Annotated in this window: 9 protein-coding genes; 5 read left to right on the forward strand and 4 right to left on the reverse strand. The window is 67.1% G+C overall.

Annotated features, from left to right (window positions below; all coding sequences use genetic code 11):
- Nucleotides 1–83: 83 nt before the first annotated feature.
- From gyrB to dnaA, 4 genes are all read right to left on the reverse strand, one after another.
- Nucleotides 84–2,546: a DNA topoisomerase (ATP-hydrolyzing) subunit B gene (gene gyrB / locus ACYVGE_RS12505; RefSeq protein WP_457097095.1), complete on the reverse strand. Its 2,463-nt coding sequence runs from the start codon at nucleotides 2,544–2,546 to the stop codon at nucleotides 84–86.
- Between the two features lie 164 nt (nucleotides 2,547–2,710).
- Nucleotides 2,711–3,814, reverse strand: a complete 1,104-nt coding sequence (gene recF, locus ACYVGE_RS12510) for a DNA replication/repair protein RecF (RefSeq protein WP_460730343.1) — start codon at nucleotides 3,812–3,814, stop codon at nucleotides 2,711–2,713.
- A gap of 102 nt (nucleotides 3,815–3,916) precedes the next feature.
- Entirely contained in the window at nucleotides 3,917–5,017 is a 1,101-nt protein-coding gene (gene dnaN / locus ACYVGE_RS12515; RefSeq protein ID WP_310054896.1) for a DNA polymerase III subunit beta, read from the reverse strand.
- A gap of 469 nt (nucleotides 5,018–5,486) precedes the next feature.
- Complete coding sequence (gene dnaA / locus ACYVGE_RS12520; RefSeq protein ID WP_460730346.1) at nucleotides 5,487–6,827, reverse strand: chromosomal replication initiator protein DnaA; 1,341 nt, start codon at nucleotides 6,825–6,827, stop codon at nucleotides 5,487–5,489.
- Nucleotides 6,828–7,119: 292 nt separating this feature from the next.
- Here dnaA and rpmH point away from each other — a divergent pair, with 292 nt between their 5' ends.
- From rpmH to ACYVGE_RS12545, 5 genes are all read left to right on the forward strand, one after another.
- Complete coding sequence (rpmH, locus tag ACYVGE_RS12525; RefSeq protein ID WP_031374044.1) at nucleotides 7,120–7,260, forward strand: 50S ribosomal protein L34; 141 nt, start codon at nucleotides 7,120–7,122, stop codon at nucleotides 7,258–7,260.
- A gap of 104 nt (nucleotides 7,261–7,364) precedes the next feature.
- A complete protein-coding gene (gene rnpA, locus ACYVGE_RS12530; protein ID WP_460730348.1) occupies nucleotides 7,365–7,784 on the forward strand; it encodes a ribonuclease P protein component in 420 nt (139 codons plus the stop codon).
- 39 nt (nucleotides 7,785–7,823) lie between these two features.
- Complete coding sequence (gene yidC / locus ACYVGE_RS12535) at nucleotides 7,824–9,512, forward strand: membrane protein insertase YidC (protein ID WP_460730350.1); 1,689 nt, start codon at nucleotides 7,824–7,826, stop codon at nucleotides 9,510–9,512.
- A 122-nt stretch (nucleotides 9,513–9,634) separates the two neighbouring features.
- A complete protein-coding gene (gene mnmE, locus ACYVGE_RS12540; RefSeq protein ID WP_460730352.1) occupies nucleotides 9,635–10,978 on the forward strand; it encodes a tRNA uridine-5-carboxymethylaminomethyl(34) synthesis GTPase MnmE in 1,344 nt (447 codons plus the stop codon).
- Nucleotides 10,979–11,144: 166 nt separating this feature from the next.
- Nucleotides 11,145–12,152 carry an energy transducer TonB gene (locus tag ACYVGE_RS12545; RefSeq protein WP_460730579.1) on the forward strand — a complete coding sequence of 336 codons (1,008 nt, stop codon included), beginning with the start codon at nucleotides 11,145–11,147 and terminating at the stop codon, nucleotides 12,150–12,152.
- Nucleotides 12,153–12,179: the final 27 nt, after the last annotated feature.

A 12,179-nucleotide genomic window follows, 5' to 3' on the forward strand; every position in this document is an offset into this window, starting at 1 on the left:
CCGCGAGGGATTAACGCGTTGTCAACGTTGTAGGGTCGCGCAGCGCCACAGCGCCCGCGACGCGGGCGACCGCGACGCGATCTTCAGACGTCCAGGTTGGCGACCTTCAGCGCGTTCTCTTCGATGAACTCGCGGCGCGGTTCGACCACGTCCCCCATCAGCGTGGAGAAGATCTGGTCGGCGGCCACGGCGTCCTCGATGCGTACCTGCAGCAGGCGGCGCGTTTCCGGATTGACCGTGGTATCCCACAGCTGCTCGGGGTTCATTTCACCCAGGCCCTTGAAGCGCTGGATCTGGCGGCCTTTCTTGGCTTCCTCGAGCAGCCACGCCTGCGCTTCGGCGAAGCTCAGAACCGGCTGTTCGCGATTGCCGCGCACGATCTTCGCGCCGGCACGGACGAGGCCATGCAGCATCGCGGCGGCTTCGCGCACCGCGCGCAGTTCACCGCCTTCGAATGCCGCCATCGGCAGCACCTGGGTGTGCTCCACACCCATGTGGGTGCGATGCACGAGCAGTGCGGCCTGGCGCGCATCCGTGGCCGGATGCAACTCAAGGCGATAGCGCGGCTTGCCCAGTCCGGTGCGGTTGAGGCGCGCCTGCAGCGTGTCGAGTTCGTGGCGCTCGTCGGTATTGCTGGCGAGCGTGGCGGCATCGAGCGGAGTGAAATCGATCAGCGACTCAAGCACGATCGGATCGTAGCGATGCGCATTGCGCGCGATCGCTTCGCGAGCGCCGGCATAGGCCAGCAGCAGCTTTTCCAGCGCTTCGCCGGTAATTGGCGGCTCGCCATCGGCGGGCACCAGCGAGGCGCCTTCGACTGCGTTGCCGGCCAGGTAGGCATCGAGCGCGGCATCGTCCTTGAGATACAGCTCGGTCTTGCCCTGCTTGATCTTGTACAGCGGCGGCAGGCCGATGTAGATGTGCCCGCGCTCCAGCAGCTCCGGCATCTGCCGGTAGAAGAACGTCAGCAGCAGTGTGCGGATGTGCGAACCGTCGACGTCGGCGTCGGTCATCAGGATGATGCGGTGGTAGCGCAGCTTGTCCGGGTTGTATTCGTCCTTGCCGATGCCGGTGCCGAGCGCGGTGATCAGCGTCCCCACTTCGGCCGAACCCAGCATGCGATCGAAGCGCGCGCGCTCGACGTTGAGGATCTTGCCCTTGAGCGGGAGGATCGCCTGGGTCTTGCGGTTGCGGCCCTGCTTGGCCGAGCCGCCCGCCGAGTCACCCTCGACGATGAACAGTTCGGACAGCGCCGGATCCTTCTCCTGGCAGTCGGCGAGCTTGCCGGGCAGGCCGGCGATATCCAGCGCGCCCTTGCGACGCGTGAGGTCGCGGGCCTTGCGTGCAGCCTCGCGGGCGCGGGCGGCGTCGACGATCTTGCCGGCGATGGCGCGGGCTTCGTTGGGGTGTTCCTGGAGGAATTCCTCCAAACGTGCACCGAACGTGCTTTCAACGACCGGCCTGACCTCGGAACTGACCAGTTTCTCCTTGGTTTGCGAGGAGAAACTCGGATCCGGCACCTTGACCGACAGCACCGCAATCATGCCTTCGCGCATGTCGTCGCCGGACAGGGTGATCTTGGCCTGCTTGGCGATGCCGTTCTGTTCGATGTAATTGCTCAGCGTGCGCGTGAGCGCGGCACGGAAGCCGATCAGGTGGGTACCGCCGTCCTTCTGCGGAATATTGTTGGTGAAGCAGAACATCGTTTCCTGGTAGGCATCGGTCCACTGCAGGGCGACGTCCACGGTGATGCCATTCATCTCACCAGACACTGAGATGACATTCGGGTGCAGCGGGGTCTTCAGTTGGGCCAGATGCTCGACGAAGGAGCGGATGCCGCCCTCGTACTGGAAGACGTCGCGCTTGCCTTCACCGCGCTCGTCGATAAGCGTGATCTTGACGCCCGAGTTGAGGAAGCTCAGTTCGCGCAGGCGCTTGGCCAGGATGTCGTAATGGAATTCGACGTCGGTGAAGATCTCGACCGACGGCTTGAAGCGGAGCAGGGTGCCGCGCTTGCTCGAATCCTCGAGGCGCTTGAGCGGGTACAGCGGCTCGCCCAGCGCGTATTCCTGGCGGTGATGGCCGCCGTCGCGCCAGATGTCCAGCCACAGGTGCTCGGACAGCGCGTTGACCACCGACACACCCACGCCGTGCAGGCCGCCGGAAACCTTGTAGCTGTTGTCGTCGAACTTGCCGCCGGCATGCAGCACGGTGAGGATCACCTCGGCCGCGGATACGCCTTCTTCCTTGTGGATGTCGACCGGGATGCCGCGACCGTTGTCGGACACCGAGCAGGAGCCATCCTCGTGCAGGGTCACGATGACTTCGTTCGCGTGCCCGGCCAGGGCCTCGTCGATCGAGTTGTCCACGACCTCGAAGACCATGTGGTGCAGGCCGGTGCCGTCGTGCACATCGCCGATATACATGCCCGGACGCTTGCGCACGGCTTCCAGACCACGCAGGACGGTGATCTTGCTGGAGTCGTAGGTCTGGGAGGGGGCGACGGGAGTCGGGACGTTCGCGGGATCGTGTTCGATCTGGGTCATGAGGTGCAGCAGGCTCCGGCGGTGCGTGGTCTGGCCGGGGCCAGGCATCACACCGAGACACATGAAAATACGTGTGTGGAGTATAGCCGGGGCAAGCGGCTTCTGGGGTCCCGGGGCGGCGCGCACGGGCGTTGGGTTGGCGAGCAGCCAGCTTGCTGGCCGGCTTAGGCCGGACCGACCAGGCCCTGTTCCACGTGGAACACCGTGATGGGGGCCGAAACGTCCGTCAGTCCCGGTGGCCGCTCCGTTCCGGTGACAAACACCTGGGCCGAGCAGGCCAGCAGCCGGTCGAGCACACGCCGCTGGTGATGCCGGTCGAGCTCCGAGGCCAGGTCGTCGAGCGCGACCACCGGCCACTCGCCGCGGTGGGCCGCATAGTGCCCGGCCTGGGCCAGCAGGGCGGCGAGCGCCGTGAGCTTTGCCTGCCCACGCGACAGGGCCTCGCGACCCGGTACAGCGGAGAACGCCAGGGACCAGTCGGCGCGATGGGGACCCACCGACGTATGGCCACTGGCCTGATCCCGGTCGCGATTCACCAGCAGCGCATCCAGTAGGGACAGGTCGTCCCGGCGCCAGCCGGGCTGGTACTGCAGCGAGCCATGTCCAACCTGTGGGGCCAGGTCGGCCAGCAGGGTTGCGTAGTGGGGCTGCAACGCCTCCAGGTAACTCTGTCGGTGAACAGACAGCGGCTCCCCGGCGTCCGCCAGTTCAGCGTCCCAGGCATCGAGCTGGGCGCTGGTCGCGCGCGACTTCAGTAGGGCATTGCGTTGGCGCAGCGCCCGAGAGTAGCGACGCCACAGCGGCAGGAAGTCGGGTTCCACGTGGAACAAACCCCAATCCAGGAAGCGTCGGCGCGGCTCGCCACCGCCACTGATCAGGACGTGGCTGCCGGGATCGAAGCTGACCACGGCCAACGCGGCGCAGAGTTCGCCCAGATGTGCGACCGGACTGCCGTCCAGCCGACCGGACCAGTCCTGCCCGCTATGGCGCAACCCGGCCTTGCGGGAACGAAGCGACTCCCCGCCGGTGCGGCTTGCCCGCTCTTCCCATTCCACGAAGATCTCCAGCGCCGGCGCGCCGGCCTGCACAAGGCCGTCCCGGACTCGCCCGCGGAAGCTGCGGCCGTAGGCCATCAGGTGCAGGCCTTCCAGGATGCTGGTCTTGCCGGCGCCGTTGTCCCCGATGATCAGGTTGACCCCTGCGGCAGGTCGCAGGCTGGCGTCGGAAAAACGCCGCAGGTTGCGGAGGTCGAGGCGGGTGACGTGCATGGGTGGACTCTAGTGTGCAGGTGGAACCGGACAAGGAGGAGAGCCCCAAAAGAAAACGCCCAGCCGGGGCTGGGCGTTCCACGTGAAACATTCAGGCCTGGATCAGAGGCGCAAGGGCATCACGACATGGCGGCAGCGCTCATTCGACGCCTCCCGCACCATCGCCGATGAATTGGCGTCGCGCAGGGCCAGCACCACGTTCTCATCGCGCAAGGCAGTCAGGGCATCGAGCAGGTAGTTGACGTTGAAGCCCACGGCCAGATCGCTGACGCGCGTTTCGGCTTCTACCTCTTCCTGCGCCTCTTCCTGCTCGGGGTTGTGCGCGCTGATCTTGAGCTGGCCCGGCGACACTTCGATGCGTACGCCGCGGTACTTCTCGTTGGACAGGATCGCGGCGCGCTGAAGCGATGCGCGCAGCACCTCGCGGTCGATCCGCACTTCCTTGTCCGCACCGATCGGGATCACGGCCTCGTAATCGGGAAAGCGGCCGTCGATCAGTTTGCTGGTGAAGGTGACATCGTCGCGTTTCACCCGCAGATGGCTGCGGCCCATTTCCAGTTCCAGTTCGCGCTCGCCGCCTTCAAGCAGGCGTTGCAGCTCGGTCACGCCCTTGCGCGGCACGATGATCTGGCGCTTGGTACTGGCGCCGGCATCGAGGGGGGCTTCACACAAGGCCAGGCGGTGGCCGTCGGTGGCCACACAACGCAGCGAGGTCTCGCGCAAATCGAAGAGCAGGCCGTTGAGGTAGTAGCGCACGTCCTGTTGGGCCATGGCGAACGCCGTGCGTTCGATTAGCTCCTTCAGGCTCGCTTCGGGTACGCGCACACGCTCGGTCGCCTCGACCTCGTCGATCGAGGGGAAGTCGTTGGCGGGCAGGGTGGATAGCGTGAAGCGGGAGCGACCCGCCTGCACCGTGATCTTCTCCGCCGCTTGCGAGACGGTGACCTTGCTGCCATCAGGCAGGGCGCGGACGATCTCGAACAGCTTGCGGGCCGGGATCGTGGTCTCGCCATCCTGCGCGTCGTCTACACCTATCCGCGACACCATCTCGACCTCGAGATCGGTACCCGTCAGTGAGAGCTGTCCGGCTTTGACCTGGACCAGCAGGTTGGCGAGGACCGGCAGGGTTTGCCGACGCTCAACGACATTGACGACTTGCGCCAATGGTTTCAGGAACACTTCGCGTTGCAGGCTGAAACGCATCGATGACGCTCCCCTTACCAAAACAAAAGTAGTGAATAAATCAAAAGCATGGTGATGATGGAGCAGCGCTAAAACGCTGAAAACAGCATCAAGCCTTTGATTTAATTAGGAAAAAACAAAGTTAAAACCTTGTGGAAACCCCAGGCCAGCCGGGGCACAAGCTGTGGACAACTTTCTCCGGGGCGTACCGCGGTCGACTTGTCCACAACTTGTACGCAACTCGTCCGCAGCACCCTGTGCGCAAGCGGCGTCATCCACCGCTTATCCACCGGATTGAAAACGTCTGGAGCGTCGTGCGCGGGCGCCTGGCAGGCGTTTGCCCACAGGTCGCGACCGCGTGGTGTGAACGATACCGCGCCGCGGCCATGGAGCGCAGCGGGGAACGGAAAATATTGCGGCCCGGAGCTGGTCCGGGCACAAGGGCTGGCGATGCGGGCCGGGTGCGGCAGCGTCCCGGAGGCGCCGGGATCTACTCGCTGAGCTTGCGGATCAGCTTGTCCCAATCCTCGCGCAGCTTGCCGTCGGTCTCGAGCAGGCCACGAATCTGGCGGCAGGCATGCAGCACGGTGGTGTGGTCGCGGCCGGCGAAGGCGTCGCCGATCTCGGGCAGGGAGTGCTCGGTCAATTCCTTGGCCAGCGCCATCGCCATCTGACGCGGACGCGCCAGTGAACGCGTACGCCGCTTGCCGAGCAGATCCTTGATCTGCAGGCCGTAGTAATCCGCCACCACCTTCTGGATGTTGGGGATACCTATCGCCTGTTGCTGCGCGCGCAGCAGGTCACGCAAGGTTTCCTGCGCGAACTCGGTGGTGATGGTGCGGCCGGTGAAGTTGGCGCGCGCCGCCAGCGTATTGAGCGCGCCTTCCAGGTCGCGCACGTTGCTGCGCATCTTCTTGGCGAGCAGGAATGCGACGTCCTCGGGGATGTGCGCACCGCGCTCGCGTGCCTTGGACAGCACGATCTGTGCGCGCGTCTCGAAGTCGGGCGGATCGATCGCCACTGACAGGCCCCAACCCAGGCGCGATTTCAGCCGCGGCTCCAGGCCTTCGACTTCGCGCGGGAAGCGGTCGCAGGTCAGGATGATCTGCTGCTTGCCATCGATCAGCGCGTTGAAGGTGTGGAAGAACTCTTCCTGGGTGCGGTCCTTGCCGGCGAAGAACTGGATGTCGTCGATCAGCAGCGCATCGACCTGCTGGAACTGCCGCTTGAACGCGGCCATGCCATTGGTGCGGTCCTGCAACGCCTTCATCAGCGACGCCAGGAACTGCTCGCTGCGCAGGTACAACACGCGCATGTTCGGATTGGCAGCGCGCATCGCGTTGCCGGCGGCGAACATCAGGTGGGTCTTGCCCAGGCCGGTGCCGCCATACAGCAGCAGTGGATTGTGGGCGCGGTCGCCGGGACGTGCCGCAGCCTGCAGCGCCGCGGCGCGACCGAGCTGGTTGCTCCGCCCCTCGACGAAATTGTCGAAGGTGTAGTGGGCGTCGAGGTTGCCCTCGAAGGGCTCGCTGCGCATGGGTTCGGCGCCGCCGCGGACCGGGATGGACTCGGTCAGGGGCGCCGGCGCGGACGCGCGCGGCAGAGTGCCGATTTCCAGCTGGACCTCGTCGCTGCCGGCGAAGTGGCTGAGCAGTTCGCGGATGCGGCCGAGGTAGCGCGCACGCACGTGTTCGACCACGAAGGCGTTGGGCGCGTACAGCACGGTCACATGGTCGCGGCGCGTGGCCTGCAACGGCTTGAGCCAGGTGTGGACGTCTTCGGCCGGGAATTCGGCTTCCAGGCGTTCGAGGCAGCGGGGCCAGGCTTCCATCTTGAGATCGGGGACCACGCAGTCGATAAAATTTCGCCCAGAAGGCAGGGAAAGCGCTGCCGCACGCGATGACAAGACATCGCGATGCAGACAGGACGGGGGCGGGCCAGACTATCATCCGTCGGCGCGTGTCGCATCCGTTTTGGTTGGGGGGATGGGTTGGGCGAAACCTGACCGGCGCGCGCGCTGCCCCAGCGCGCTGTCCCAAACCGCGGCCCAGTCCCGGGTTGACCCGGGTCCCATGACCCCGCTAGAATCCGCGGTCTTTTCCGCCGTTCACGCCGAGCCGCCCATGGCCACCAAGCGCACCTACCAGCCCAGCAACCTCAAGCGCAAGCGCGACCACGGCTTCCGTGCCCGCATGGCGACGGCCGATGGCCGCAAGATCCTCGCGCGTCGTCGCGCCAAGGGCCGCAAGCGTCTTTGCGCCTGAGCGCAAGCCGCTGCGTCCGGTTCTGGCCTGGCCAGTTTCGGCCTGGCCGGTTTCGCTCTAGCTGACTTGTCGACGGACGCCACAGCGGCGGCCGCATGACTCCGATGACCTCCCGCTTCCCGCGCACTGCGCGGGTGCGCGCGCGTGCGGATTTCGATCGCATCTTCGAACAGGGTCGCCGCCAGGCCACGCCGCGGCTGGCCGTGCATTGGCATGCCAGCGACGTGCCTGCCCGGCTCGGGCTGGCAGTGTCGCGCAAGGTCGACCCCCACGCCGTCGGCCGCAACCGCATCAAACGCGCCTTGCGCGAGGTATTCCGCCAGCACCGCGCGGACCTCGCCGCGGGCGACTATGTGGTCGTTGCGCGCCCGGCCGCGCGTGCAGCCACTCGGGAACAGCTCGAGCGTCATTTTCTTGATCTGCTGCGCCGCCATGGCGCGTTGCCCGTGGCACCCGTGCCCTGCACAATGCCGCCCGCGCCGGACGCGCTTGCATCGAACGAGCCCGACCCCAATTCCCCCTGACTGTGCCGACCCTGCGTGTCGGCCGAGCCTGCCTGCCCCATGAATCAGACCCGCCTTTTCCTTATCTTCGCCTGGCTGATGGTGGCGACCCTGCTGTGGATGGAGTGGGGCAAGGAAAAGGCCGCACCGACGGCCGACACCGCGGCCGTGGTGGCGAATGACGCCCGCGTCCCGGCCTCCACCGCACCGGTCCCCGCGGCTGCCACTGCCGTGCCCGCCGCGCCGGGCAGCGTCCCCGCGGCCACGCCGGGCGTGGCCAACGCCGTCGCGCCGGGAAGTGAACCGGTCGAAATCACCACCGACGTGCTGCACGTCGTTCTCGACGGCGGCGAACTGCGCCAGGCCGACCTGTTGAAGTATCCGACCCTCGCCGCCGCCAACAGCGAGCCGGTGCGCCTGTTCGCGAACGACGATGCGCACTACTTCGTCGCGCGCAGCGGCTGGACCAGCACCGGCGGGATCGCACCCGGGCAAGAGGGAACGTTCCGCGCCGAAGGCGCGCGCGATTACCAGCTCGACGGCAAGCAGGAACTCAGTGTGCCGTTCGTGTGGTCCGGGTCCAACGGCGTGACGATCCGCCGCACCTTCACCTTCCAGCGCGGCAGTTACGTCGTGCAGGTGCGCGATGAAGTCGCCAACGCCGGCGCCACGCCGTGGCAGGGCTACATCTATCGCCAGCTCAGCCGCGTGCCGCGCGCGATCGCCAGCAGCGGTCCGATGAATGCCGAGAAATACAGCTTCCAGGGCGCCGCCTGGTTCAACGGCAGCGAGTACGAGAAGCGCAAGTTCGACAAGTTCGCCGGCGAGGCGCTGGACGAGCAGGTGACCGGCGGCTGGGTCGGCATGTTGCAGCACCACTTCTTCGCCGCCTGGATCCCGCAGAAGGACCAGCCGGCGCTGTACGCACTGGGCCAGCAGGGCAATCGCTACACGATCGAGGCCCGGGGTCCGTCGTTCGCCGTCGCCGCCGGCGGCAAGGACGTGACGACCGCGCGCCTGTGGGTCGGGCCGAAGCTGGTCAAGCAGATCGATGCGCAGCAGGTGAAGGGCCTCGACCGAGCGGTCGACTTCTCTTCCTATGCGTGGGCCGCAACGCTTGCCGGCTGGCTGTTCTGGGTACTCGACAAGCTCCACGGCCTGTTGGGCAACTGGGGCTGGTCGATTGTCGGCCTGGTCGTGCTGATCAAGGCCGTGATGTTTCCGCTGTCGTCCGCGCAGTACAAGTCGATGGCGAAGATGCGCAAGTTCCAGCCGCGCATCAAGCAGCTGCAGGAGCGCTACGGCGACGACAAGCAGAAGCTGCAGATGGCGATGATGGAGCTGTACAAGAAGGAGAAGATCAATCCGGTCGGCGGCTGCCTGCCGATCCTGGTGCAGATGCCGGTGTTCCTGTGCCTGTACTGGATGCTGTCGGAGTCGGTCGAGCTGCGCCACGCCCCGTGGATGGGTTGGATCACCGACCTGACCGCGCGCGACCCCTACTTCATCCTGCCGGTCATCAACCTCGCGGTGATGTGGTTCACGCAGAAGCTCGCGCCGCAGGCGCCGGGCATGGATCCGATGCAGCAGAAGATGATGCAGTTCATGCCGCTGGTGTTCGGCGTGCTGTTCGCCTTCATGCCGGCCGGCCTGGTGCTGTACTGGATCACCAACGGTGGCTTGAGCCTGCTGCAGCAGTGGTGGATGACCCGGCGCTACGCCGAGGAACCGGCGAAGGCGACCGCCTGAGTCGTGCGGTTATCCGATGACACAACCAAGCCCGCCATCCGGCGGGCTTGCTGTTTGGGGCGTGGCGCGGACGACCACGCGCCGCGTCACGCAGTCATCGCCGCATCTGCGACGATAAGCCCATGAGCCTGGCCAGCCGCGACACCATCGCCGCGATCGCCACCGCGCCCGGCGCGGGTGGCGTCGGCATCGTGCGCCTGTCCGGCGCGCGCGCGCATGCGATCGCTGCAGCGCTGTGCCGCCTGCACCTGAAACCGCGTCATGCGCATTACGCCCGCTTCGGCAGCGCCGACGGCGTCACCATCGACGATGGCATCGCCCTGTTCTTCGAGGCGCCCGCCAGCTACACCGGTGAAGACGTGGTGGAACTGCAGGCACACGGAAGCCCGGTAGTGCTGGAACTGCTGCTGCAACGCTGCGTCGAACTCGGCGCGCGTCGCGCCCGCCCCGGCGAGTTCAGCGAGCGTGCCTTCCTCAACGGCAAGCTGGACCTGGCCCAGGCCGAAGCCGTCGCCGACCTCATCGCCGCCGCCGATGCCAATGCCGCGCGTGCGGCCCGGCGCGCGCTCGAAGGCGAGTTCTCGCGCCGGGTCGATGCCCTCGCCGCGGACATGCTCGCCATCCGCGTGCACGTCGAAGCCGCGATCGATTTCGCCGACGAGCCCATCGACACCCTTGGCGGCGCGCAATTGCGCGCACGCTGCGCCGCCGCCATGCAGGCGCTCGACGATCTTCTGGCTGCCGCCGAACGCGGCCGGCGTCTGCGCGATGGACTGCATGCGGTGATCGTCGGTCCACCCAATGCCGGCAAGAGTTCGCTGCTCAATGCGCTCGCCGGCAGCGATCGCGCCATCGTCACCGACATCGCCGGCACCACGCGCGACCTGCTCCATGAGGTCGTGCGCATCGATGGCGTCGAACTCACCCTGGTCGACACAGCAGGCCTGCGCGAGGGCGGCGACGCCATCGAACGCGAAGGCATGCGGCGCGCGCGCGGCGAGCTCGAACGCGCCGATCTCGCCATCGTGGTGCTGGACGCACGCGACGTGGACGCCGGACGCGGCGCGGTCGCCGATGCCATCGCCGGCGTTCCGCGGCGCCTGTGGCTGCACAACAAGGCCGACCTGTTGCCGGCGGCCAGCCCCGGCGACGATGCCGAGCACCTGCAGGTGTCCGCGCGCACCGGCCAGGGACTGGACGCCCTGCACGCGCGCCTGCGCGCGCTGGCGCAGGGGGAAGGCGCGGCAGGCGAAGGCGCGTTCACCGCCCGTGCGCGCCATGTCGACGCCCTGCGCCAGGCCCGGGACGAATTCGCGCTGGCCCGCGCGCAGCTCGACCAGGAGGCCCTCGACCTCGCCGCGGAGTCGCTGCGCCAGGCCCATGACGCGCTCGGTGAAATCACCGGCCATGTCCGCGCGGATGACCTTCTTGGTCACATTTTTTCCAGCTTTTGCATCGGAAAGTGAAACGGCGTCGCAAATCTCGCCGGGTCCCGCGACCCTTGCAAACCTGAACCCAATACGCGCTTGACAAAGGTCACGGGGCGGGTGTCACTTGCGCTGTGCGCACCTTGATTCGCCGCACTCCAGGGGACTTAAAAACATGATTTCGAACCATTCCGAGGCCCGGCCGATGCGCCGGCCCGCCACGCTCCAGTTCATAGCCGTGCTCGCCGCCGGTCTCGTGCTCGCCGCGTGCGGCAAGGACCAGCCCGCCGAACAGGCCGCCACCACCGCCGCCACGCCAGCCACCGCCCCGGCGCCGACACCGGCCACCGCGGTGTCGTCGCAGGTCGCCGCCATGACCGCCGACCAGCTGCGCGAAGCCGCCAGCAAGGCCTATGCGGAGAACCGCCTGTATGCGCCGGCCGGCGACAACGCCGTCGAGTACTACCTCGCCCTGCGCGACAAGACCCAGGCCGACGCCGCTGTTGCCAGCGCGTTGACCGACTTGTTGCCGATGACCGTCATCGCGATCGAGCAGAGCGTCAACCGCGACGACTTCAGCGAAGCCAACCGCCTGTCGGCCCTGCTCGAGAAGGCCGACCCGCAGCACCCGGCGCTGGCCCGCCTCAAGGCCAGCATCGCCGCCCAGCAGGCCACCGCCGCCCAGCGCGCGCAGGCCCTGACCGCGGAAGAAGAAGCCAAGCGCCAGAAGGCGCTCGAAGACCAGCGCCTGGCCGACCAGAAGAAGCAGCAGGAAGACGCTGCGAAGAAACTGGCGACGCAGCAGGCCGCTTCGGACAAGGCCGCCGACAAGGCCGCCGCGGACAAGGCCGCTGCCGACAAGGCCGCTGCGGACAAGGTTGCTGCCGAAAAGGCCGCCGCCGATCGCCGCGCCGCCGAACAGCGCGCCGCGTCGTCCGCGGCCGCGGCACCGAGCGCGTCGGACCTGCGACCGATTTCGATGCCGGCGCCGAAGTTCCCACCGGAAGCCCTGCGCGCCGGTCAGTCCGGTTCGGTGCTGGTCGAGTACACGGTCGGTACCGACGGTACCGTCACCGCCGCACGCGTGGTGCGTTCGAATCCGGCCCGCGTGTTCGATCGCGAAGCGGTCAACGCCGTGCGCCGCTGGCGCTTCCAGCCGGTGGCCTCGCCGGTGACCACGCGTCGCGAGATCAGCTTCAATCCACAGGGGTGAGCGCAGATTGCTTGCGCGGCACTGCCG

This window comes from Lysobacter rhizosphaerae, assembly GCF_054779795.1.

Excerpts from the sequence above, each read along its gene's own strand:
- gyrB (WP_457097095.1), bottom strand. The coding sequence starts at position 2,546 with ATGACCCAGATCGAACACGATCCCGCGAACGTCCCGACTCCCGTCGCC.
- recF (WP_460730343.1), bottom strand. The coding sequence starts at position 3,814 with ATGCACGTCACCCGCCTCGACCTCCGCAACCTGCGGCGTTTTTCCGAC.
- dnaN (WP_310054896.1), bottom strand. The coding sequence starts at position 5,017 with ATGCGTTTCAGCCTGCAACGCGAAGTGTTCCTGAAACCATTGGCGCAA.
- dnaA (WP_460730346.1), bottom strand. The coding sequence starts at position 6,827 with ATGGAAGCCTGGCCCCGCTGCCTCGAACGCCTGGAAGCCGAATTCCCG.
- rpmH (WP_031374044.1), top strand. The coding sequence starts at position 7,120 with ATGGCCACCAAGCGCACCTACCAGCCCAGCAACCTCAAGCGCAAGCGC.
- rnpA (WP_460730348.1), top strand. The coding sequence starts at position 7,365 with ATGACCTCCCGCTTCCCGCGCACTGCGCGGGTGCGCGCGCGTGCGGAT.
- yidC (WP_460730350.1), top strand. The coding sequence starts at position 7,824 with ATGAATCAGACCCGCCTTTTCCTTATCTTCGCCTGGCTGATGGTGGCG.
- mnmE (WP_460730352.1), top strand. The coding sequence starts at position 9,635 with ATGAGCCTGGCCAGCCGCGACACCATCGCCGCGATCGCCACCGCGCCC.
- ACYVGE_RS12545 (WP_460730579.1), top strand. The coding sequence starts at position 11,145 with ATGCGCCGGCCCGCCACGCTCCAGTTCATAGCCGTGCTCGCCGCCGGT.